The organism is Brachybacterium sp. FME24 (genome assembly GCF_014897705.1).
Taxonomy (GTDB): Bacteria; Actinomycetota; Actinomycetes; order Actinomycetales; family Dermabacteraceae; genus Brachybacterium.
On the sequence record NZ_JABUXV010000014.1, the window covers coordinates 98,054 to 120,738 of the forward strand.

Below are 22,685 nucleotides of genomic sequence, written 5' to 3' on the forward strand. Positions count from 1 at the left end.
ACGGCCACGGCCGCAGCCACAGGACCTGGCCCGGTTCCGCAGCTCTGCCCACCGACATCGCGGGCGTAGCCGATCGCATCCCCGTCGCATCACGAGTTGATCGACGAAATCTTCCTCTTCGGGGAAGTTTTCGTCGATCAACCGTGTCTGGCTCGGGGGCCTGGGACGACTGTGTCTGGCTCGGGTGGGCAGGCGGGCGCCTGGGGTCGCCGTGTCCGGGACGTGCGTGGTGGACGATGGGGAGATGAGCATTCCTCTCGGCGGCGCGCAGCCGCATCAGCCCTCGCGCCCAAGCTCCCCTGTCGGACCTTCTGTCGACACCGCTGTCGGCCCCTCCGTCGGCTCCGCCGGCGAGACGCCCGGCAACCCGCCTGCCGGCCCGCAGGAGAACCTCTGGACCGCGGCGGTCCGTCGGAACCCCGATCACGCCCGCGGGTACGCCGAGCGCTGGCGGCGGATCGAGGCGTCCGGCAAGGACATCTATGGCGAGGCGCGCCTGATCGACGCGATGGCACCGCGCGGCGCTCGGATCCTCGATGCCGGCTGCGGCACCGGGCGCCTGGGCGGGTACCTCGCTCGCGCCGGCCACCAGGTGGTCGGGGTCGACCTGGACCCGGACCTGATCGCTGTGGCCCGGGAGGACCATCCCGACGCGAGCTGGGAGGTCGGTGATCTCGCCGAGCTGGACGTCCGCGACCCGGACGGGCAGCGCCTGCAGGTCGACCTCGCTCTCAGCGCCGGCAACGTGCTCACCTTCCTCGCCGGGCACGAGCGTCGACCGGCCCTGAGTCACCTGGCCGAGCATCTCGCTCCTGCGGGGCGCCTGGTGGTCGGCTTCGGGCTCGACCGCGGCTACGAGCTCAGCGACTTCGAGGCCGACGCCGCCGCCGGCGGTCTGCGCCTCGTGCAGCGCTTCTCCAGCTGGGACCTGCACCCCGCCGCTGACGACTTCCTGGTGGGGGTCCTCACTCGCGCCTGAGCACCGCCGGGCAGGAACCTCGGTGTACCGCCGGACACGAGACGGCGACACGACATCGGTGAGACAGCGATCACGCGACATCTCCGACTCCCGATGGCGCTGCCGCGTTAGGTTGGCTCGGAGCACGACGTCGTGCCCCCGGCGCGCGCGTCGGGCCCAGAGGAAGGGCGCCCCGTGAGTTCATCGCTTCCGATCCCGCCACCCCTGCCCTCCGCACCCGAGGGCACGGCCACCGCGGTCCCGGTCTTCTTCATCTCCGACTCCACCGGCATCAGCGCCGAGACTATGGGCAATGCCCTCCTCATCCAGTTCCCCTCGGTGCCCTTCGAGCGCACACTGATCCCCTTCGTGCGCAGCGTCGAGGAGGCACGGGGGGTGCGCGCCCGCCTGGACGCCGCGATGGCCGGGCCCACCGCCCCGATCGTGTTCCTCACCGTGGTCGACGAGGCGGTGCGCGAGGAGCTGCTGGCCACCCGCGCTCCCGTCGTCGACTTCGTCAGCGGCCACCTCGGCCAGCTCGAGGCCCAGCTCGGCGTCAGCGGGGACCACGCGCCGGCCCGGCTGCACGGCGTGGGGGACTCCCACCGCTACAACCGGCGCATGCAGGCCGTGGAGTTCGCCATCGAGCACGACGACGGCCAGTCGGTGCGAGCCCTGGAGAAGGCCGACGTGGTGCTGATCGCTCCCTCCCGCTGCGGCAAGACCCCCACCAGCATGTATCTCGCGCTGATGCACGGCGTCTTCGTGGCGAACTATCCACTGGTGGACGAGGACCTCGAGGGCGAGGTGCTGCCGGCCTCGATCGCAGGAATGGCCGAGCGCTGCTTCGGCCTGCTCATCTCCCCGCAACGGCTCTCCTCGGTGCGGGGGGAGCGCATGCCGCAGTCCCGCTACGCCTCCCTCGAACAGACCCGTTGGGAGCTGTCCCGGGCGCGCCGGGTCTACGACGTGCACGGGATCCCCTTCGTCGACTCCTCGAGCAGGTCCGTCGAGGAGATGTCCACCCTGATCCTCCAATCGCTCGAACGCCGTGGGGCACAGTCCCGCTGAGCATCACCACCCCGAAGGAGCGCAGCAATGACGCAGAGCATCCGTTGGTTCTCCGAGCTCGGCATGGCCGATCTCGAACAGGTCGGAGGCAAGAATTCCTCCCTCGGTGAGATGGTCTCGAATCTGACGCGCCTGGGCGTGCAGGTCCCGGACGGGTTCGCGACCACCGCCGATGCGTATCGCGAGTTCCTCGGCGCGACCGGGCTCGCCGAGCGCATCGACGCGCAGCTGCAGGAGCTCGACACGGAGGACACCAGAGCACTCGCCGAGGCGGGGCGCGAGATCCGGGAGATGGTGATCGCCCAGCCGTTCCCCGAGCACCTCGAGGCCGATATCCGAGCCGCCTACGAGCAGCTCGCCGCAGGCAGCGGCGCGGAGGCGTCTTTCGCGGTGCGCTCCTCGGCCACTGCGGAGGACCTGCCCGACGCGTCCTTCGCCGGCCAGCAGGAGACCTTCTTGAACGTGCGGGGCATCGACGCGGTGCTCATCGCGATCCGCGAGGTGTTCGCCTCGCTCTACAACGATCGGGCGATCGCCTATCGCGTCCACCACTCCTTCGCCCACGCCGACGTGGCCCTGAGCGCGGGGGTGCAGAAGATGGTCCGCTCCGACCTCGGCGCCAGCGGAGTGCTGTTCACCGTCGACACCGAATCCGGCTTCGACCAGGCAGTCTTCATCACCTCCGCCTACGGGCTCGGCGAGGGCGTGGTGCAGGGTGCGGTCAACCCCGACGAGTTCTACGTGTACAAGCCGGGTCTGCGCGAGGGCCGCCCCGCGATCCTCAAGCGCGCCGTGGGCGAGAAGGCCACCAAGATGGTCTACACCGACGACGAGACCGTCGGCCGCACCACCGAGTTCATCGAGGTCGACCCCGCCGAGCGGGCACGACTGTCACTGACCGACGAGCAGGTCACCGAGCTTGCCCGCCAGGCCCTCCTGATCGAGGAGCACTACGGGCGCCCGATGGACGTCGAATGGGGTCTCGACGGGGTCGACGGGGGCCTGTACATCCTCCAGGCCCGCCCTGAGACGGTGCAGTCCCGCGTGGGCAGCAGCGTCGAGAAGTACCAGCTGACCTCCCGGGGCACCGTCCGTGTGGAGGGTCGCGCGATCGGTGCGAAGATCGGCGCCGGCCCCGTGCGGGTGATGGACTCGATCGACCGGATGCACGACTTCGCCACCGGCGAGGTCCTCGTCGCGGACATGACCGACCCCGACTGGGAACCGATCATGAAGCGTGCGAGTGCGATCGTGACCGACCGCGGGGGCCGCACCTGCCACGCCGCGATCATCGCCCGCGAGCTGGGAATCCCGGCCGTGGTCGGCACCGGCTCCGCGACCCGCGATCTGGCCGACGGGGACGAGGTCACCGTCTCCGCCGCCGAGGGGGACACCGGATTCGTCTACGAGGGCGCACTGGACTTCACGGTGGCGACCTCGCAGGTCGACTCGATGCCGCCGCTGTCCACGAAGATCATGATGAATGTGGGCACCCCGACGCAGGCCTTCGCCTTCTCCCGGCTGCCGAACGCCGGCGTGGGGCTGGCGCGCCTGGAATTCATCATCAACCGCCAGATCGGGATCCATCCGCGCGCTCTGCTCGAGGTGGACCGCCTGGATGCGGACGAGCCCGAGGTCGCCGCGCAGGTCAGGGCCCAGGTCGCCGCGTACCCCTCGCCGCGGGAGTACTTCGTCCAGCGGGTCGCCGAAGGCGTCGCGACGATCGCCGCAGCCTTCGCGCCGGAACCGGTGATCGTGCGGATGAGCGACTTCAAGTCCAACGAGTACGCGAACCTGCTGGGCGGCACGCTGTTCGAACCGCACGAGGAGAACCCGATGATCGGGTACCGCGGCGCGTCGAGGTACCTCTCAGCGGACTTCGCGGACTGCTTCGCCCTGGAATGCGAAGCGCTGCGCTACGTGCGCGAGGACATGGGGCTGACCAACGTGAAGCTCATGATCCCTTTCGTGCGCACCCCTGCTGAGGGCAAGGGCGTCATCGACCTGCTCGCCTCCCACGGACTCGAACGCGGAGTGAACGGCCTGGAGGTGATCATGATGTGCGAGATCCCCTCGAACGCCGCGATCCCCGAGCAGTTCCTGGAGCACTTCGACGGGTTCTCGATCGGCTCGAACGACATGACTCAGCTGACGCTCGGCCTGGATCGCGACTCCGGCCTGGTGGCAGAGGCGTTCGACGAACGCGACCCGGCCGTCACGTTCATGCTGGCCCGGGCCATCGAGGCCTGCCGCGCGGCTGGGAAGTACGTGGGAATCTGCGGGCAGGGACCCTCCGACCACCCCGATTTCGCGCAATGGCTCATGGATCAGGGCATCTCCTCGATCTCCCTGAATCCGGACACGGTCGTGGACACCTGGCTGCGGCTCGCCGGGCGCGGCGGGGGCGAGGTGGGCTGACCCGAACCGATGCGGCGGTGCCTGTGCCCGGTCTTCGTCGGTTGCTGTTCTTGCGTGAGGTCAGCCGTCGATGCGGCCGCCGCCGGTCTGCTGGTCGGTCTCCCGCAGCGCGGCGGCCTGCGCGGCCTCCCCGAGCTCCTCCTCGCGCAGCCGCAGCAGCTCACCGGTGCGGGTGCCTGGGCCACCGTGGCTCTCGGATCCGGGCACGCTGGTCACGGTGGTCAGCAGGAACACGGAATCGTCGAGCGCTTCGACCGCGTGCCGGTGATGGGTCAGTGCCTCGACGAAGCCGGTCTCGATGGTGACGGGCTCTTCGCCGGTGATCTTCACGCGGCCGCGGATCACCTGGATCGAGGCGGCCGGTGGCGAATTGTGCTCGGCCAGGCGTTCGCCCCTCGTCAGGGCGATGACCGTCTGGCGCAGGGGGCCGTCGTTGATGAGGATCTCGGCGTGGCGACCGTTCTCGGCCTTGCGGGCCTCGTCGATGGCCTTGGTGGTGGCGTCGGACAGGGCAGGCATGGAAACCTCCAGGTGAGTGTTGGTGGTCCCTGCCCAGTATCCGTCAGGAATCCGGATCCGTCAGGCCGCTTGCCGATTCCCTGGCCAGGTCGAGCATGGCGCGCTCGCTGATGCCGAGCACGCGGGCCGCCGCCGCGACGTCCCGGAACTCCGGTTCGCGACGCACCACGGCACCGTCGGTGTCGCGGGCGATCTTCACCGAGATCGCCTGCCCGCGCACCTCGGTCCGGGTGAACTCGCGGGTGCGGATGAGGCGCTCGACGCGATGCCTCCGCACGCCCAGGGTGCCGGTGCGGTCCATCAGCATCGCGGCCGCGTCCTGCACATTCCCCTCCCTGACCAGGGCATGGATCGTGACGGCCGGTCGTCCGCGCTTCATGATGATCGGGGTCAGCCAGGCGTCCAGAGCGCCCTGCTCGAGCAGTTCGTCGATCACGCCGGGCCACAGCCGCGGGTCGAGATCGTCGACGTTCGCCTCCAGCTGCACGGCCGACGTCGGGGTGTCATGGGCGTCGACCCTGCCGGTGGCCTGCGCGGTCGGGAGTTCGGAGGCGGCAACTGCGGAGGCCCCATCAGGCATCGCGCCGACGGAGCCGTCGGCGTCGCCCAGGCCCGAGAGCGCCTGCCCGTCGTGATCTGCACCGGTCGAGTCGGTGTGCAGCGGCCGGCCCACGAGTACCCGCACCACGTTCGGGCGGCCGGGGGTGTCCTTGGTGCCGGCGCCGACGCCGACGGCTTCGGTGAGCAGCATCGGCTGCGGGCCCGAGGTGGTGGCCAGGCCCCGCATCAGGGCGACGCCGGTGGGGGTGGCGAGCTCCCCGATGCCGGGCGCGACGCCCGCGGGCACCCGGCGGCCTCCGTGCTCGTGGGGGCCGCCGGCGACATGCTCCGGGACGGCGGACGGGACAGCGACGTCGGAGTCGGGGACCGGTATGGAGGTGGAGTGGTCCGGGGTATGCGAGTGGCCCTCGGCGTGCGCAGGAGCGGACGAGTGGCCGTGATCGAGCGAGTCCTGCTCGCCATGCCCGTGCGCCTGCTGATGACCGCGGGGCGGAAGCAGCTCGCCCGCGACCGTCGGCCATCCCATCGCGAGACGCACCACGGCGGGGACCGGCACGGGGATGTCGCCGTGGGCTGCGCGGATGCGCCCACTGCCCACGGCGATCACGCTTCCCGCGCCCTCGGTGATGCCGAGCTGGCGCCAGGCCTCGCAGGCGCCGATCACGTCGGCCAGGGAGTCCAGCGCGCCCACCTCGTGGAAGTGGACCTCGTCGGCCGGGACCCCGTGGGTCGCGCCCTCGGCGTCGGCGAGGTGCCCGAACACCGTCAGCGCCAGGTCGATCGTGCGCTCAGGCACCGCGGCGTTCCCGCGGGAACGCTCGAGCATCGCGCGGATCGACGCCCAGGTGCGATGCGGGGGATCCGTGACCAGCACGTCGACATCGATCTTGAGGGAGCGCTGCCCGGCGCGATCCACCGCGCTGCGCACGAAGCGCACGGAGCCCGGGACCAGGGCATCGAGCACCTGCTGCACCGCGTCGAGGTCGGCGCCGGCGTCGACCAGGGCGCCCAGCAGCATGTCACCGGCGATCCCGGCACTCGCGTCGAGGTAGGCCAGGCGGGGGGACGGGTTCGGCTCCATGGCCACAATCGTAGGCGGGCGGCGTCAGGTGCAGCGGCGTCGGGCGGCCGGTCTCCCCGTATGGCGGGCGATCTCGATCCAGCGACCGCGCATGACCGCTGACCCCTCGGAATGGGCCGGCTACAGTCGGCGTCGGCCGATCGCGCGGTGTCGCAGGACGCCCGGGACGCTGCCGGAGGTCGGCAGGGGCACGCCCCGCGCGAAGTCCGCCCAGAGGGCGCGGGTGCGTCGCGCCGCGGCGTGGAGCGTGGCCCAGTCGGCGCCGGCAACCAGTGCGGCGCGCTGCCATGTCTCCTTCTCGCCGAAGAGGAGCGGCAGGTCGATCGTATGGGCGGAGCCGAAGGGGTTCCCGGGCGCGGCCCAGGAGATCACGTAGCTGTCGGCGCGGCCCGCGGCCCGGGCGTGGCGTCGGGCGAAGCGCCGGTTGCTGCGACCGTAGACGGCAGCGGTGAGCGTCGAGACCAGGAGGCGACGAAGGAGGGGTCCGAGGACGGGCAGGCCGGTCAGACGTGCCAGCGCGGGCTGTCGGGGGATGAAGAGTCGCGCCTCCTCGGACGTGTGCCCGATCAGGATGTCGATCTCGGGCGCCACCCGGGACCAGGTCCCCTCGATCGCGGACTCCGGCGGCAGCGGGGCATGCCCGTACTGCGTCCCGAACGGCATCCCGGCCTTGAGCCCGGAGCTTCTCGCGAGAGCCTGGATGGCGGGCTCGCGCGCGACGACCTCGTCGGCGGAGAGGTCCCCGGAGAGGCCGGCCGCCGCCGAGGCCATCGTGGCGTTCATCCGAGCGCGGCCCCGGGAGAGGCCCAGAGGCGCGCTCTGGATGATCGCCCGGCGGAAGAGCGTCGACGCGTCGGCGGTGGCCATGAGGTGCGCCACCGCATCACCGCCGGCCGACTGTCCGAAGGCTGTGACCTCACGAGGGTCCCCGCCGAAGGCTGCGATGTTGCGCTGGACCCAGCGGAGGGCCTCGATCTGATCGAGCAGACCGAGATTGGCCGGCCGGCCGGTCGTGCCGCCGAGGTAGCCGAACAGGCCGAGTCGGTAGGTCACGGTGACGACGATGACGCGCTGCTCGGCGACGAGGGCGGCGGGATCCATGATCGGCAGGTCACCGGCGCCCGAGACATAGGAGCCGCCGTGGATCCAGACCATGACCGGCAGTGACTCCTCAGGCAGGAGGTCCCCGGGAATCGTGATCGACAGGTGCTGGCAGTTCTCGTCGAACGACAGCTCCGAGGCGCTTCCGCCGAGCACGTCGTCCAGGAACGGGACCGGCCCCTGCGGGCAGGCCGGCGCCCACGAGGTGGCGGCGAACTGCGCCGTCCAGGGCGCAGCGGGCCGGGGTGGGGCGAAGCGTTCCGCGGTGGCATAAGGGATCCCGGTTGCCCGGATCACCCCGGCATCGACCCAGCCGCGCACGGGGCCGCAGGGCGGGGAGAAGAGGGTGCCCGGGCTCATCAGAACCATTGTCCTCCCGTTCACCGGCGGCCACGGCGCTCGCCGAGGTCCCACGCCGGGACGGAGATGTTGACAATCGCAGCGAGGAGTCCGCGAGTCAGAGGACGCAGCGCATCTCCGCGTTGGGGACCACGACTCCGCGCACGGTGTTGTCCGGCCGTTCGGCAGTGATCGTGAAGCCGAGGCGCTCGAAGGCGGGTTGGGCGCTCCTGCTGGCGAGGGTGCGCAGCTCGGGGATGCCACGGGCACGAGCTTCACCCTTGATCGAGGTCAGCAGAGCCCGGGCGACGCCGCGGCCGCCGGCGCGAGGGTCGACGAACAGCATGTCGACGAGGCCGTCCGGCAGCAGGTCCGCGAAGCCCACGACGGTGTCGTCGACCTCGGCGACGAGGGTGAACGCTCGTCGCCGTCGGCTGTCCCAATCGCTCATGTCGGCGGGGCGGGGGCCGATGCCGGCCCATGCGTCCACCTGGCCGGGGGTGTAGACCTGGGAGGCGGTCTGACGGATCGCGGCCTGAAAGATCTCGAAGGTCTTGTCCTGGTCGTCAGGACTCCTGTAGCCCCGGATGTCGGGGTGCAGTCGGGCTGTCGTCACCACCGCTTCACCCTATCCCTGCCGATCTCGAGGGATGACGGAGCGGTCCGCCAGTGACAGACTCGTGCCCGTGACGCCGTTACAGCGGGATGCCGAGCTGCAGAGAATGGATCAGAGCGGGTGGACGCAGATCCCCGCACTGGCGTCCCACGTGCCTGATCCGGGGGAGCTTCTGCGTCGCCAGGGAGCGGCTTGGTGGACTGCCGTGAGCGACCTCGCGGAGGCCCTGACCACGTGGATCTCGGGGCAGAGGTTCGGCGACGTGGCGGAGGTGGGTGTGCTCTATGTGCCACCGCTGGGGGGCCTGGACACGAGGCGCCCGCTGGATGCGTCGATCCGCTCCCTGCAGCATCCGTCGCTCGGGGACGACTTCGCGGATGACCGCCTGGGTGAAGGGAAGGACCTCGTGGGCTCCGCCGCCGACGGAAGGTTCTTCGTCGCGGTCGTGGGGATCCACGGGATCTCCGCCGGCAGCTATGACGACATCGTCTCCGCGCCCGCTCAGGACTTCACCGTCGCAGGTCAGGACGTCCGGGACGCTATGACCAGGCAGCTCTGGGGGGCCCGGGTGCTGCAGGCGGGCACCCGGTTCCGTCCCGACGGAGACGACAACCCGACGTGGACCTTCACCCTGCTCCCGGGCGAGGAACTGTGCGACGGCGCCGCGGAATCCGGGACCATCCTGAAGTCGAAGGTGCGCTTCCGCCTCGGCAAGCCGAACCGGGGGATCTCGTCGGCCCGGGTGGCGCCGGCGCTCACGCTCCCCTTGCCGTGAGTGGCAGCGGTGGCGGGTGTGCGCATCACCGGATCGCACCAGGACGACGATCGTCATCGTGCGAGCGCCGTCCCGTCCGCGCAGGCGACGCAGGTGCGCGCCGTCGGTCGGGCGAGGAGTCGCGCGCGGGGTATCGGCTCACCGCAGCTCTCACAGCGGCCGTAGATGCCGCTGGCGATCCGTTCCTCCGCGCTGTGCACCTCCGCCAGGTGGCGGCGGGCGGAGTCCTGGAGGGCGCTGGTCCGTGAGCGGTCGACGGCGGTGGTCGAGCCTTCGGGGTCGTGCTCGTCGTCGGTGGAGCTCAGCTGCATCCCCGCGACGATGGACTCGTAGTCCCTGTCCAGAGCGGAGATCCGCTCGTTCGTGCGTACGGCGTCCGCCGCGAGGGAGGCGCGGAGTTCGGGGAGGTCGCCGGTGGGGAGCTCTGGAGCAGTCATGGTCGTTCCGAGGAGTCGAGTTCTGAGCGGAACGCTGATACCAGGGTCTTCTCGTCGGGCAGCGCTTCCTGCGTGTCGATCGAGAGTTCGTATCGGCTGACGGCGACCGGCTGACCGGTGCCGGCCAGTGCGTAGCGGACGACCGTGTCGTTCTTGTCGGAGACGAGCAGGATCCCGACCGTCGGCAGATGCTTCTTCGCATCCCGCAACTGACCATCGACCAGAGCCACGTAGAACCCGAGCTGACCGGTATGGCGCGGGTCGAAGGACTCCGTCTTCAGCTCGATCACCACATAGCGCAACTGCTCGACGTGGAAGAACAGCAGATCGACATAGAAGTCGTCGCCGCCGACGTCGAAGTGCACCTGTCGGCCGACGAAGGCGAACCCCGGGCCGAGCTCCCGCTCGGTGGTGCCGCTGTCGAGGGCGAGGAACTCCAGGGTGTAGGGGTCCTTCGTGAGCTGCTGGGCGAGCTCGGAGTCCCTGCCGTCGAGCGCGGCGGGAAGATTCGACGGTGCTGCAGTCTCGCGTTCGTGCAGGCGAGTCGTGATCTGGTGGGCGAGCACGGACCGTGTCCAGCCGTGCTGGGTGTCCTTGGCGGCGTACCAGTCGCGCAGTTCAGGGTCATCGAGCTTGCTCAGGAGTTCGATGACGTGGCCCCATGGCAATAGTGCAACGCTGCGTTGCACAATCTCGTCCTCCGACGTCCAGGCCCCGGCGAACGAGCGCATGTAGAGAAGGTTCCTTCGCGAGAAGCCCTTCATCGTCGGGAACTCGGCGCGCAGGTCAGCAGCCAGTCGCTCCAGCACCTTCGACCCCCAGGCCTGTTGCGCCTGTCGGTTCAGAATCGCTGGGCCGATGCGCCGGTACAACTTCAGCAGTTCGGTGTTCGCGGCACGCTGAGCCTGGAAGCGAGCGTCGTGGACATGCTGCTTCAGCTCGTTCAGCGTCGAGGCGTAGTCATCGGGGTCATCGGGCACCAGCGCGGTCATGGTCGGGACCGTATCGGAGGGGTCTGACACCCGAGAGCCGATGCTCTCGTTCGCACGGATGACATCTCTGTTCAGGACACCGACGACAGACTGCCTGTGAGCTCACACCACGACGTAGTAGTCCCGGTACCACCGGACCTCGTCGGGATCCCCGTCGAACCCGTAGGCCTCGAGGAACGCCGGGACCTGGTCCGCCATACCGTTGAACTCGAGCGACCAGCGATGGCAGCCCAGGTCGGCGGCGCGCGCGGCAACACCGACCTTGCCCAGATCGGTGAACCCGGCGAGGCCGAGGTCGTCATCCAGCAGGATGTTCGGGGCACAGATGTCGCCGTGCGCGACCACCAGGTCCACTTCCGGTGGGGCGCCGGGGAGCATTGCTGCAGCCTCGTCGGACCCACGGCCGATCGCCCGGCGGGTCTCGATGTCCCAGGACCACGGGCAGGTGCCGGGATCCAGCGCATCGTGGAAGCTGCGCACGGCACGGCCGAGTGCCACGGCGAGCAGCCGGGGATCCCGATGCCCGGTGAACTCGCTGGCCGGCCGGCCAGGCAGGGCGTCGCTCAACATCCAGCTGACCTGCACGTCGTAGCCGGCATCGATCACGTGGGGGACGGGGAGGGCGTTCCCGATCCACCGGACGCGCTCGGCCTCCCGCACCGGGTGATGACTGGTCGGAAGCGACATCGGGGCGATCTTCAGATATCGAGTGGAGCCATCGCTGGAATGCGTGAGGAACGTTTCTCCCCCGAGCGGGTTCGTCCAGACCAGGTCGACGGCAGCCGGGCGGACGAGGCCGCGCGCGGTGTTCGACGCGGTACGGCGGCCCGAGCCGACGCCAGGTCGTGCGGTGCCTGTATCGCGGTCGGTCATCGAGTCCTCGCCTCTGCGTCGGGTGTCGTGGCCGAGTGTGCCCCGGACCGGACGGAACGGCGAGCCAATACTCTGCGGCCGATACCGCCCTGCGCCCGCTGCGGAGTCGTCGATAGGGTCCGGGCGTGACCTTCTCCGCGCACGTTCCCGTTGATGCACCGCACCCGCCCGTCCCTCCGTTCGCACCCGGTACGCCCATTGCGCTCCGCAGCATCAGGAACCGCCCCGCCGACCCTCCGGCCCCCAGCTTCGCCGTCGCCGGGACCGTCGTCGCAGACACCGAGGACTTCTCGGTGGTCGCCACGCGCGTGGGGTCAGGGCTGGCGCGGCGTGCCGGCCGTGCGGAAGGCCCCCGCGACCGATTGGTCGCGCCGCTGGATTGGGACGGAACCCACGAGATGACCGTGTGGCACGGTGCCACCGTGATCCGGGTCCATCCGCGCGGCGAGAACTGGTCGATCTGGCGCTGGCATGACGGCCAGACCTGGATCGGTGACTGGTACGGGAACCTCGAATGCCCCTGGCAGCGGTCCTCGATCGGGTTCGACACCCAGGACTGGGTGCTCGACGTCGTCGGCGCCGGCATGCCTGGCACGGACTCCTGGTACGTCGAGTTCAAGGACGATGACGAACTCGACCATCTCGTGCAGATCGGAGCGACGACCCCCGGCGAGGCCGAGCGCATTCGGGAGCAGGGGCGGCACCTGCACGCGGCGTTCTCGGCCGCGCGCTGGCCCTTCGACGCCGAGTGGGAGCAGTGGCTGCCCTCGGAGAACGAGGGTCCGACGTCGCTGCCCGAGGTTTGGCGCGATCTCGAGAGCCGCTGTCGCTGACCGCTATGTCACCGTCGGCGCAGCAGGAAGATCAGGGGAAGCTCGCCGTGGAGACGAGCGGCGTCCGGGCTGTCCAGGAGCTCGCCGTCGACCGTCGGCAGATCCAGGTAACTGCGCGTGATGCGGTGCTCGACCGGGGCGTCGCCCGGATCCTCGGCGTCCGCAGGATCCTGCTCGGCGAGCAGCTGCCAGCTGAGGGGGTGGGCGCGGAACGCCTCGGCCTCCTCGGCCGTCGAGGGGGCCGCTCGCAGCGCGCCCAGCAGCTCGTCATCGGTCATCACCGCGAGCTCGTCCACGGTCAGTGCGGGATGGTTCCCCGACAGCGCCGTGGTGACGAGGTGGCGCAGAACGGCCACGGGGGTGACGTTCGCGGGGGAGCGCTGCGCACGGGCCTCGCTCACCGCGAGCCGCACCAGCTCGAGGCCGGTCCGCTCATCGGTGTCCACCGTGCCGCCGACCAGGCGCAGCCGCTCCAGCAGCGTCGAGGGCAGGTATCGGGTGCGCCCGTGCGCCTGGCCGCTGCGCAGGAACGAGTCGAGATGATCCAGCTTCAACCCGCCGGGGCGACTGTTCAGCGGTGACGCGGTGGCGCCGTCGTCCACGGCGATGACCTCTTCCGCGTCCATGCCGTAGTGCGCCAGCAGGGTCGACATCGACCGGATGCGGGCGTGCCCGAGGTCGTGATGGTCCAGGCCGTCGATGCCCTCCAGGGTGTGGCTGAAGGGCAGGTGCCCCACGTCGTGGAGCAGTGCGGTAGCCCGAGCGAGGGCATCGTGCGGGGCGAAGTGGACGACGAGCGCGAGAACCCCGAGGGAGTGCTCCAGGCGCGAGTAGGTCTGCGTCGTGGTCAGGGCGGCAGCCCCGGCGTGTGCGATGAAGCCGAGGCGGCGCACCGGCCAGGAGTCCAGGAGCGCCTGCTCGAGCGGGCTCAGCTCGACCTCGACCCTCCACAGCGGGTCCCGCCAGATCCCGCCGATCCCGAGCGTGTCCGCTGCGTCCGATCCCATGGCACCTCCTGTGGAGCTCCCTTACGGTAGCGCGAGGCGGAGCATCCGGCGGGGACGGTGGCCGATCTGGTCCGCACCGCACACGATGCGAAGGGTCAGTACTCGTCGCCGCCGCCGGTGAAGGCGACCACTTCGCCACCCAGTTCGTCCTTGACGGAGTTCAACCATTCTTTGACCTCGGGCTCCTGCTCGTCCACCAGGACGACCCACTTGCCGGATTGGAGCGCATAGCCCTCGGTGTCGTCGACCTCGGTGAGAGTGGAGAGGAATTCGTCCCCTTTCACGTCGTGCGGGATGACCGCTGACACGGAGATGCTGTCGTCATCCCCCACCATGCATTCCCCCTCGACGACGTCGAAGGCCGGGAACCCGTTTGCCAGCTCGCCCTCCAAGAAGGACTGGAAAGCGTCGGAGTCCACGGCCTCGCAGTGGAAATCGGCCCGCAGCTCCTCGTAGAGCTCGCGGGAGTCCTCGTAGGAGCCCCCGCCGCATCCGGCGAGCAGCGCGCTGGATCCCGCCACGATCACGGCGCCCCTGATCCGCTTCCCCATCGTCCCCATGACTATCCCCTGTTCTGCGTCCGTGTGCCCTCTTGTCGCGAGACGGTTCGCCTCGCCAGCGAGGGTAACCGAATGTTCAGAATCTCGGTGGCCGGACTCCGGGCGCCGGCTGCGGGTTCAGCACCACGGCCCGGGTTCAGGGGCGTGGAGCGTGGCGGCTCTGCTCCCCGGCACCGAGCACCTTCTGCGCGAACCGCGACCCGATGATCCGGTGCGTCGCGGTATCCGGGTGCAGTGCGTCGGGCAGGGGATGCTCGGCGCCGTCCGCCTCGTCGTAGAGCTCCCGGCCGTCGAGGTAGTGGAGGTTCTGATCGTCAGGCCGGGCGGCCGCGACCTCCTCGAGCGCCTCGCGGATCACCGTGAGCGTGAGCCGTCCCAGGGCCGTGTCGCCCTCGGCGCCCGACGCAGCGAATCGCACCTGGGGGGTGCCGATCGAGTCAGGATCGATGAGGCCGGGCCCGGGGGTGTGTTCGTGGATGCCGCAGTGGATCGGCGAGACCAGGTGGATCGGGGTGGTGGAGTGCCCTTCGCGGATCGTGTCGAGGAAGCCGTGCACGGCGGGGACGAAGGAGCGCAGACGCATGGCGTCGAGGTTCACGACGTTGATCCCGAGTTTGAGGCTGATGACATCGGCCGGGGCATCGCGAATCGTGCGTGCCACGAACGGGTCCACCATCGCACTGCCGCCCAGGCCCAGATTGCGCAGCTGGACCCCGCTGGCGTGGGCGGCGACGGCGGGCCAGATCTGGGTGGGCGAGGCCGCATTGGAGCCGTGACTGATGGAGCTGCCGTAGTGGACCCACCGCGGCCGAGCGCCCGGATCGATCGGGGCGACCGGAGCGTCGGATCGCAGTTCGACCAGCTCGACCGCCTCGTTGTGAGGGAGCCAGAACTCGACCTGCTTGGGCCCCGGCGGCAGGTCGGTCAGCGCGGTCCGGTGCGAAGGGCCCGAGAGCAGGGCGGATTCGCCGGTCTGCAGGTCGACCTCGAGTGCGTCTCCGCCGGTCAGAGGATCGCTGAGCAGTAGAACGTCGTCGACCAGCACGTCCACTCGGCCGCGGGGGCGGTCCGCCCCGCGGTACGTGACCCGGGTCGGATGCAGTTCGAGCTCGAGGTGCCCGGCGCTCGTCAGGACCGCGACGCGGGCGCCGGACGGCTGCTGCTCCATGGCCAACAGCTGCGGATCAGGGAACTGGGTACGGGCCCACAGGGGCAGGCGGTGGGTGCGAAGGCCGCGCGGTGTCGGCTCCAGTTCCGCGAGGCCGCGCACCAGTTCGAGGGAGAGGGGAGTCGAGAGCATGCGCGTAACCTACACCCTGTAGGTAACTGGAGGTAGGCTGTAGTATCGGTGTGGTTCACCACGAGAGGAGACGCTGTGGCACGAGCAGGAGTCACCAGGGCCCGCGTCGAGGAATCCGCCGTCGAGCTGGCCGACGCGGACGGCTTGGACGCGGTGACGATCTCCGCGCTCGCCCGACGCCTCGGCGTGCAGCCGGCGAGCATGTACGCGCACGTCGCCGGGGTGGCCGCACTGCGCGAGCTTCTGCACCGTCGCGCCCTGGCCGAGCTTGCGCACCTGGTCGAGAACGGGATCGCCGGTCGCGCCGGCACCGACGCCCTGGTCGAGTTCGCCGGGGCTCATCGCCTCATGGCCGAGAGCCACCCCGGTCTCTGGGAGGTCCTGCAGAAGCCGGCCGAGCCCGAGGTCACGGCCTCTCCTGAAGCCGCCCGCGTCGCAGATCTCCAGCTCGCGGTCCTGCGCGGTTACGGGCTGACAGGCGCCGACGCGGTCCATGCGACCCGCTTCGTCGGAGCAACGCTCAATGGCTTCGTGACCCTGGAGCGCTCCGGTGCCTTCGCTCACCGTGACGTCGACGTCGAGACCTCGTGGGCGCTCGCACTCGATGCCCTGGACCGGTCGCTGCGTCAGTGGCCGGGAGGGGCGAGCTCTGCCTGATCGCGTCATTGCCGCCCCAGGTTCTCCGTCGACACCGGTTCAGCCTCTCGACCTGGTCCTGCTTGTCATCTGCCGCCATACGGGAAGCACGACAGGGCAGGCGGCGTTGAGCCGAGCATGACAACACTGGGAATCATCGGAGCAGGACACATCGGCAGCCAGGTCGCACGGGCTGCCCTGAGTGCGGGCTATGGCGTGGTGATCGCGAATTCGCGGGGCCCGGAGACGCTCACGGGCCTCATCGCCGAGCTCGGCCCGACGGCACGCGCCGCCACCGCGGCAGAGGCCGGGCAGGCAGGGGACGTGGTCATCGTGGCGGTGCCCTTGAGCGCCCTGGACCAGATCCCCGTCGAACCTCTCGCCGGGAAGATCGTGCTGGACACCAACAACTACTACCACGAGCGCGACGGGCACATCGAGGCCCTGGACGCAGGGGAGACCACCACCTCGCAGATGCTGCAGCAGCACCTGCCCACCTCGAAGGTCGTCAAGGCCTTCAACCACATCAAGGCCCCGGACATCACCACGGATATCGCTCCCGCGGGCGCACCGGACCGGCGCGCGCTCGCCGTCTCCAGCGATCATCCCGAGGCGGCCGCGTTCGCGACCACCTTCTACGACGAGATCGGGTTCGACACGGTCGAGGTGGGCCCGCTCAGCGAGTCCTGGCGGGTCGAGCGCGATCGCCCTGCCTATGTGGTGCGCCAGACGGCCGCAGAGCTGCGCGAGAACCTCGAGGCGGCTGACCGCCTGCCCTGAGTGAGCCGGGGCCGCTCGCGGCCTCGGAAGTCGGTACGGTTGACCCGCTCGGTGCGTACGGCCGTACACCGCGGTGCTCGCACGTCCTGAGCACCCTTCACATCCCTTTCGAGGAGTCCTCGTGCCCATCCCTCTGCGTCGGCGCCGCTGGGCCCTGTACGCCCTGTTCCTGCTGCCCGGCCTCAGCGTCTCGGCATGGGTCACGCGCACCCCCGTCGTGCGCGACCTGCTCGAGGTGTCCACCGCCCAGATGGGGATGGTGCTGTTCGGCCTCTCCGTCGGCTCGATGATCGGGATCCTCTCCTCGGGCCCGCTCGTGATGCGGCTCGGAACGCGACCGGTCGTCATGGCCGGATCCACCCTGATCGTGCTGGCCATGCCCACCATCGCCCTCGGTGCCGTGACCGGAACACCGCTGCTGACCGCTGTCGGCCTGGCCCTGTTCGGCGCCGGCATGGGGGGCGGCGAGGTCGCGATGAACGTCGAGGGGGCCGACGTCGAGAGGCTCGGGGGGCGCCCCTTCCTCCCCGCCCTGCACGGCTGCTTCAGCCTCGGCACCGTGCTCGGTGCGGGCCTGGGCATCCTGGCCAACGCCGTCGACTTCTCCGTTCTTGCCCATCTGGGCCTGACCGGCGTACTCGGCGCCGGGTTGTTGATCTGGGCCCTGCGCTCGGTGCCCTCGGGCACGGGGCTCATCCCGGCCCGGGTGCGGACGGAGCAGGCTTCCACCCCGCGCCCGGCGATCTGGAAGGACACCCGGCTCGTGCTGATCGGCGGCATCGTGCTGGCGATGGCGCTCGCCGAGGGCACCGCCACCGACTGGCTGCCGTTGATCATGGTCGACGGCCACGGCTTCGGCGCCACCATGGGCTCGACCGTGTTCGCGCTGTTCGCCGCCGCCATGACGGTGGGCCGCTTCACCGGCGGGCCGATCGTGGCCCGGGTGGGCCGCGCTCGCGTGCTCATGGTCAGTGCTCTTTTCGCCGCGGCCGGCCTGGCGCTGATCGCCTTCGTCGACAGCCAGACGGTGGCCGTGCTCGCTGTGGGGCCTGGGGGCCTCGCTCGGCTTCCCGCTCGCACTCTCCGCCGCCGGCGACTCGGGGGAGAACCCCGCCGCCCGCGTGGCGCTGGCCTCGACGATCGGCTACCTGGCCTTCCTGGTGGGCCCGCCCACGCTCGGCTTCCTCGGGGAGGAGATCGGGCTGCGCTCCGCATTGGTGGTGCCATTGGCCGTGGTGCTGGTCGCCGTGCTGCTCGCCCCCTCGACCGCGCCCCGCGTACCTGCGGCCGACGACGCTGCTGAGGAGTTCGCGCCGACGCACTGAGGAGCGTGCCGCCGCGGCGACTATCGTGCTGGGATGCGTATCCGAGCCGCCGCTGTCGTCGTCCAGAACGGATGTGTTCTTCTCATGCACCGTCGGCGCGACGGCCGCACGTACAGCGTGCTGCCCGGAGGCGGCATCGACGAGGGCGAGGTGGCGCAGGATGCCTGCCTGCGCGAGCTGCAGGAGGAGACCGGCCTGACCGGAACGCTCGGGGCGCTGCTGCCGACGCCGTGGGAGATCGAAGCGCCCGCTCTGTATTTCTCCGTGCGCACGGAGCCGGCCCAGCCAGTCCTCGGCGGCCCGGAGAGGCTACGCGGCAGCGAGGAGAACTCGTACGAGCCCGCCTGGGTCCCGCTGGACCAGGTCGACTCCCTGGATCTGGTCCCCGCCGCCGCCCGCGCCGCGGTGCAGCTGGCTTCTGAGGCTCACCAGGCCGGCGCAGGGCATGGCACTGCGCGGTCGCCCGACGGCGGCGATATCGCTGGTGCGCAGGCGGTGGTGCGCGAAGCGACCAGCACCGACGACGCCGCACTGTGGCCCTTGGCCTCCGCGCTCGCGACCTCCTACCAGCCCACGTGGACCCACTTCCGCGAGGGCCTGCGCAGCATCGTCGCTGATCCTGACGCGACGGTGATCGTTGCTGTGGAGGGCGAGAACCTGATCGGCTATGTGCACGTCCTCGTCCACGAGGCGTTCCACGCCGACGGCGCCATCGGATGGATCGAGGAGCTGATGGTTCATGAGGACCGACGAGGAACTGGCTGCGGACGGGTCCTGATGGCGGCTGCCGAGCACTGGGCGCGGGACACCGCGGACGTTGCGTACATCGCGGTGGCGACTCGTCGGGCCGAGCGCTTCTATCAGGCGATCGGGTACCAGGCCTCGGCGACGTACTTCAAGAAGGCGTTCCGCTGACCGCGACCCACGACCCCTCGCGGCCCGTGGCCGCCCGGAGCGGGCTCAGGACTCGTCGGTACCCTCGCTCATCGCCGGGCGCAGCTCGACCGTCTCGCCACGGGCGCCGAAGAGGTTGGCGATCTCCTCGGCGCGCTCCAGAGTGTCGACGTCGACGACGAAGAACCCTGCGAGGTGCTCCTTGCCCTCGGCGTACGGGCCGTCGATCGCGACCTTCCGGCCGTCCTTCCAACGGAACAGCCGCGATGTGGAGGGCGCGGCCAGGGCCTCGGCGTGGACGAGCTCCCCGCGCTCCAGGACCTGCGCGAAGCCTTCGTCGAACGCTCTGCCTCCGGCGTCACGCTCCTCCTGGGGGAGAGCCTGCTGCTCGGGCAGATAGTCCGCGGTGGGGTGCCCCCAGGGCTGTGGGTTCGAGTGAATGAGGATCACGTACTTCATGACTGCTCCTTCATGGTGGTCTCGGCACTCGGAGACAACTGCGCCTCCACCATCATGGCGAAGCCGGTGCCGGATTCTCGACAGGTCGCCGACGATCACGCCACGGAACGTCAGTGCGTGACTTCGACCCGGCCCACCGCGGTGACCGGGGAGACCCGGCCGTCGGCGAGCCGGTACTGGCAGCCCACGATGCCGAGGTTCCCCGCGGCGACCGCGTCGCTGATGACCCTGGACTTGCGCATGAGGGCGTTGATGGTCTCGTCGAGGTGACGGCGGCCCACGGCATCCGCATCGATCAGATCGGGGTCGACGTACGGGCTGACCTGCTGCGTGGCGAACCATTCCTGTTGGACGGCGGGCTGGATCTCCTCGAGCTCGTGCTTGATGGCGGGGGTGACCTCGCTCGGTGACGCGGTGGTCTGATTGATCGCCGCGGCCACCGCCCCGCAGGAGCCGTGCGCGAGGACGACGATCACGGCGACGCCGAGCTCGGAGACGGCGAACTCCATGGTCGCGGTCGTGTTCTGGTTGGCGATCTGCCCGATGTTCCGCACCACGAACAGGTCACCCAGCCCGCAGTCGAAGAGGATCTCCGCCGCGACCCGCGAATCGGAACAGCCCAGGAACGCCGCGTTCGGGGCCTGGCTGCCGGCCAGCTCGCTGCGACGCGCAGCGTTCTGCTGTGGGTGGAGCAGGCGCCCCTCGATGAATCGCTCGTTCCCCTGCGCGAGCTCATCCCATGCCTGCTGGACGGTGACGCGGGGTGAAGTCATGGTGAGGATCCTTGGGGTTGAGCGGGTTCGAGCGACAGAACGTGCAGGAGGGCCCGTGTCCGGGACGTGCTCCCGCCGCAGAATACTCTCCCTGTGCGCGTCGACCGGGCGCTGCGATCTTCCGGCCGAAGGGGCCGCCCCGATAGGGTTGCCTCGATGATGACCAGTCAGGCTCCGACGGGCCGCTCCCGGAACGGTTACCTGGTCGTGGCCTGATCCGCGCCCCTCCTGACGTCAGTGCGAACTCGACCTCACCGACACTGACCCAGGAGAACCATGACTGCTCGTTTCAACCACACCATCATCGCTTCGACGGATCCGGCCGAGATGGCCGCCTTCTATCGCGACCTGCTCGAGGCCGACGACGCCCCGGACTGGGGCCCTTTCGTCAACCTCCAGATCGCCGACGGGGTCCTGCTGCAGTTCGCCATTCCGCCGTTGGAGTTCCCGCCCCAGCACTACGCCTACCTGCTCGACGACGCCCATTTCGATCGTGCCTACGCGACGATCGTCGGCCAGGAGATCGAGCATTGGGCCGACCCCCAGCGGTCACGCCCCGGGGAGATCAACGACGGGCACGGCGGCCGAGGCGTCTACCTGCTCGACCCCTCGGGCCACTACCTGGAACTGATCACCCGCCCCTATCTCTGAGGGGCTCATGCTCGCTGGCGGTGCGAGCCCGCAGGGGCCGGCGGCGAGGATCGGCCCGGGCGGCGGGCACCCGGGCGTCTACGATCGATGGATGACTGCCGTGCATGTCGTCGCGCCCCTGTTCCCGGATGTCACCCAACTGGATCTCACCGGTCCGATCCAGGTGCTCTCGCGCCTCCCGGGGGCGCAGGTCTCCCTGGCCTGGCACGACCTCGAACCGGTCGCCACGGACTCGGGCTTCTCGATCCTGCCGACGACGACCTTCGACGCTGCCCCGCAGGCCGACGTCCTCATGGTCCCCGGAGGTCAGGGCGCGTTCGCGCTGATGGACGATGACGCGGCGCTGGACTTCGTGCGGCGCCAGGCGGCCGGTGCCCGCTACGTCACGAGCGTGTGCACGGGATCTTTCGTCCTCGGTGCGGCGGGCCTGCTGCAGGGCAGACGGGCCACGACGCACTGGGCATCGCACCCCCTGCTCGAGATCCTGGGGGCGGTGCCGGTTAAGGAACGCGTGGTGCGCGACGGCAGCATCCTCACCGGCGGCGGCGTCACCAGCGGCATCGATCTCGCCCTGGTCGTCGCGGCGGAGATGTGCGGCGACGAGATCGCGCGGCGCATCCAGCTGCATCTGGAGTACGACCCGCACCCACCGTTCGATGCAGGCTCGCCGGACCGCCCCGAGGCCGATCCGCGCCAGATCGAGGATTCGAGGGACGCCGCCCGGCGCGATCGCGGCGGTCTCGTCGAGCGCGCCGCCGCGCGCCTGCGCATCGGGAAGAACGCCACGATCGACGACTCCGCGGGCACGGTGCGCCTCGGGCAGGAGGGCTCCTGACCCCTCACCACCGCACCTCGGTTCGGCCCCGGTGCGCCCGACGTCTCTATTGCGGCGGGACTCCACGAGGTCAGCACACCAACGCTCAGGCGCGTCGCCCTGCGCATCGACTTTCACGAAAGGACCGAAGAATGACGTCCGATCAGGGCCAGTCCCGCCCAGAGCCCCCTCTTGCGGCGGATGAAGTCGCCACACTGGTCGGGTTCCTGGAATATCAGCGGGCGACGATTGCCTGGAAGTGCTCGGGACTTGAAAACCTGGAACTGAACATGACGGTAGGCCCCTCGACGATGACTCTCGGTGGGCTGCTCAAGCACCTTGCCTACTACGAGGACCACTGGTTCTCGCATCACCTTCGAGGCAACCCGCGCAAGACCATATGGGATGCCGTCAACTGGGACGCCGAACCTGACTGGGAGTGGACCTCGGCCGCCGAGGACTCACCCGAGACCCTTCGAGCCCTGTGGAGCGACGCGGTCTCGCAGTCCCGCTGCATGCTCGGTGAAGCCCTGGCGGAGGGCGGCCTGGGCGTGCTTGCCGGGCGCGGTCTGCCGGATGGTCGCGTTCCGACCGCGCGGTGGATCCTCGTACACATGATCGAGGAGTACGCCCGCCACAATGGGCACGCGGACCTCATCCGCGAGTCTGTCGACGGGCTGATCGGTGAATAACCCTTGTCGGGGAGGAGTCGCTCAGTGAAGCGCGTCGGTCCGCTTCCCCGTGAAGAGTACTGGAGGGCGCTGGCGAAATGTATTCGGAGCATTAAAGCTGCGAGTCCGCAATTGTGGTGTCGCATGTTTCGAGCTGGAGCGTCCCATTATTGGAGGTAGCGCTAGCCTCGATCTTTCATGGGGTCGGTAGGTCCGCTCGGTCGGCGTCGTTGCCGATCTT

The 22,685-nt window shown here is 69.9% G+C and carries 24 protein-coding genes; 12 read left to right on the plus strand and 12 right to left on the minus strand.

The genetic code is table 11. The features are described 5' to 3' along the window. Positions 1-244 precede the first annotated feature (244 nt). From INT51_RS16065 to ppsA, 3 genes are all read left to right on the plus strand, one after another. Entirely contained in the window at positions 245-979 is a 735-nt protein-coding gene (locus INT51_RS16065; protein WP_193106345.1) for a class I SAM-dependent methyltransferase, read from the plus strand. 174 nt (positions 980-1,153) lie between these two features. After that, positions 1,154-2,029, plus strand: a complete 876-nt coding sequence (locus tag INT51_RS16070) for a pyruvate, water dikinase regulatory protein (protein ID WP_304502220.1) — start codon at positions 1,154-1,156, stop codon at positions 2,027-2,029. A 27-nt stretch (positions 2,030-2,056) separates the two neighbouring features. After that, complete coding sequence (ppsA, locus tag INT51_RS16075; protein WP_193106346.1) at positions 2,057-4,447, plus strand: phosphoenolpyruvate synthase; 2,391 nt, start codon at positions 2,057-2,059, stop codon at positions 4,445-4,447. A 60-nt stretch (positions 4,448-4,507) separates the two neighbouring features. Here ppsA and INT51_RS16080 read toward each other — a convergent pair whose 3' ends face one another. The 4 genes from INT51_RS16080 to INT51_RS16095 form a co-directional block, all read right to left on the minus strand. Beyond that, positions 4,508-4,966 (minus strand): hypothetical protein, encoded by a 459-nt coding sequence (locus INT51_RS16080; protein ID WP_193106347.1) that lies wholly within the window; start codon positions 4,964-4,966, stop codon positions 4,508-4,510. A gap of 43 nt (positions 4,967-5,009) precedes the next feature. Further along, entirely contained in the window at positions 5,010-6,608 is a 1,599-nt protein-coding gene (locus INT51_RS16085) for a LarC family nickel insertion protein (protein WP_193106348.1), read from the minus strand. A gap of 120 nt (positions 6,609-6,728) precedes the next feature. Further along, positions 6,729-8,069 (minus strand): carboxylesterase family protein, encoded by a 1,341-nt coding sequence (locus INT51_RS16090; protein WP_193106349.1) that lies wholly within the window; start codon positions 8,067-8,069, stop codon positions 6,729-6,731. Between the two features lie 97 nt (positions 8,070-8,166). Further along, positions 8,167-8,667: a GNAT family N-acetyltransferase gene (locus INT51_RS16095; RefSeq protein WP_193106350.1), complete on the minus strand. Its 501-nt coding sequence runs from the start codon at positions 8,665-8,667 to the stop codon at positions 8,167-8,169. 202 nt (positions 8,668-8,869) lie between these two features. On the opposite strand from INT51_RS16095, the gene INT51_RS16100 reads away from it, so the two are divergent. Further along, a complete protein-coding gene (locus INT51_RS16100; RefSeq protein WP_226985794.1) occupies positions 8,870-9,439 on the plus strand; it encodes a hypothetical protein in 570 nt (189 codons plus the stop codon). 53 nt (positions 9,440-9,492) lie between these two features. Here INT51_RS16100 and INT51_RS16105 read toward each other — a convergent pair whose 3' ends face one another. The 3 genes from INT51_RS16105 to INT51_RS16115 form a co-directional block, all read right to left on the minus strand. After that, positions 9,493-9,876, minus strand: a complete 384-nt coding sequence (locus INT51_RS16105; RefSeq protein ID WP_193106352.1) for a TraR/DksA C4-type zinc finger protein — start codon at positions 9,874-9,876, stop codon at positions 9,493-9,495. Then, positions 9,873-10,868, minus strand: coding sequence for a YhcG family protein (locus INT51_RS16110; protein WP_193106353.1), 996 nt, complete (start codon positions 10,866-10,868; stop codon positions 9,873-9,875). Before INT51_RS16110 ends, INT51_RS16105 begins: the two co-directional genes overlap by 4 nt. A 102-nt stretch (positions 10,869-10,970) precedes the next feature. Continuing rightward, positions 10,971-11,741: a phosphotransferase gene (locus INT51_RS16115; RefSeq protein WP_193106354.1), complete on the minus strand. Its 771-nt coding sequence runs from the start codon at positions 11,739-11,741 to the stop codon at positions 10,971-10,973. Between the two features lie 125 nt (positions 11,742-11,866). Here INT51_RS16115 and INT51_RS22745 point away from each other — a divergent pair, with 125 nt between their 5' ends. Then, a complete protein-coding gene (locus tag INT51_RS22745; protein WP_193106355.1) occupies positions 11,867-12,574 on the plus strand; it encodes a DUF402 domain-containing protein in 708 nt (235 codons plus the stop codon). Between the two features lie 8 nt (positions 12,575-12,582). Here INT51_RS22745 and INT51_RS16125 read toward each other — a convergent pair whose 3' ends face one another. The 3 genes from INT51_RS16125 to INT51_RS16135 form a co-directional block, all read right to left on the minus strand. Continuing rightward, positions 12,583-13,581 (minus strand): HD domain-containing protein, encoded by a 999-nt coding sequence (locus tag INT51_RS16125; protein WP_193106356.1) that lies wholly within the window; start codon positions 13,579-13,581, stop codon positions 12,583-12,585. Positions 13,582-13,676: 95 nt separating this feature from the next. Next, positions 13,677-14,141, minus strand: a complete 465-nt coding sequence (locus INT51_RS16130) for a hypothetical protein (RefSeq protein WP_193106357.1) — start codon at positions 14,139-14,141, stop codon at positions 13,677-13,679. Between the two features lie 136 nt (positions 14,142-14,277). Beyond that, positions 14,278-15,441: an SGNH/GDSL hydrolase family protein gene (locus INT51_RS16135; protein WP_193106358.1), complete on the minus strand. Its 1,164-nt coding sequence runs from the start codon at positions 15,439-15,441 to the stop codon at positions 14,278-14,280. Positions 15,442-15,516: 75 nt separating this feature from the next. Here INT51_RS16135 and INT51_RS16140 point away from each other — a divergent pair, with 75 nt between their 5' ends. The 4 genes from INT51_RS16140 (at position 15,517) to INT51_RS16155 (ending at position 19,097) form a co-directional block, all read left to right on the plus strand. Continuing rightward, positions 15,517-16,098 carry a TetR/AcrR family transcriptional regulator gene (locus INT51_RS16140; RefSeq protein WP_193106359.1) on the plus strand — a complete coding sequence of 194 codons (582 nt, stop codon included), beginning with the start codon at positions 15,517-15,519 and terminating at the stop codon, positions 16,096-16,098. A gap of 69 nt (positions 16,099-16,167) precedes the next feature. Continuing rightward, positions 16,168-16,857: an NADPH-dependent F420 reductase gene (locus tag INT51_RS16145; RefSeq protein ID WP_226985817.1), complete on the plus strand. Its 690-nt coding sequence runs from the start codon at positions 16,168-16,170 to the stop codon at positions 16,855-16,857. Positions 16,858-16,978: 121 nt separating this feature from the next. Next, the gene (locus INT51_RS16150) at positions 16,979-18,160 is read left to right on the plus strand and encodes an MFS transporter (protein WP_304502221.1); all 1,182 of its coding nucleotides are present in this window, start codon (positions 16,979-16,981) and stop codon (positions 18,158-18,160) included. Positions 18,161-18,215: 55 nt separating this feature from the next. Next, the gene (locus INT51_RS16155) at positions 18,216-19,097 is read left to right on the plus strand and encodes a bifunctional NUDIX hydrolase family protein/GNAT family N-acetyltransferase (protein WP_193106361.1); all 882 of its coding nucleotides are present in this window, start codon (positions 18,216-18,218) and stop codon (positions 19,095-19,097) included. A gap of 45 nt (positions 19,098-19,142) precedes the next feature. Here the strand turns inward: INT51_RS16155 and INT51_RS16160 are convergent, their stop codons facing one another. Further along, positions 19,143-19,535: a YciI family protein gene (locus INT51_RS16160; protein ID WP_193106362.1), complete on the minus strand. Its 393-nt coding sequence runs from the start codon at positions 19,533-19,535 to the stop codon at positions 19,143-19,145. 110 nt (positions 19,536-19,645) lie between these two features. Then, positions 19,646-20,308 carry a carbonic anhydrase gene (locus INT51_RS16165; RefSeq protein ID WP_193106363.1) on the minus strand — a complete coding sequence of 221 codons (663 nt, stop codon included), beginning with the start codon at positions 20,306-20,308 and terminating at the stop codon, positions 19,646-19,648. Between the two features lie 276 nt (positions 20,309-20,584). Between INT51_RS16165 and INT51_RS16170 the strand changes: the two genes are divergently transcribed. From INT51_RS16170 to INT51_RS16180, 3 genes are all read left to right on the plus strand, one after another. Next, on the plus strand, positions 20,585-20,959 hold the full coding sequence (locus tag INT51_RS16170) for a VOC family protein (protein ID WP_193106364.1): 375 nt from the start codon (positions 20,585-20,587) through the stop codon (positions 20,957-20,959). 91 nt (positions 20,960-21,050) lie between these two features. Further along, positions 21,051-21,794 (plus strand): DJ-1/PfpI family protein, encoded by a 744-nt coding sequence (locus INT51_RS16175; RefSeq protein ID WP_193106365.1) that lies wholly within the window; start codon positions 21,051-21,053, stop codon positions 21,792-21,794. Between the two features lie 131 nt (positions 21,795-21,925). Then, positions 21,926-22,465, plus strand: coding sequence for a DinB family protein (locus tag INT51_RS16180; protein ID WP_193106366.1), 540 nt, complete (start codon positions 21,926-21,928; stop codon positions 22,463-22,465). Positions 22,466-22,685: the final 220 nt, after the last annotated feature.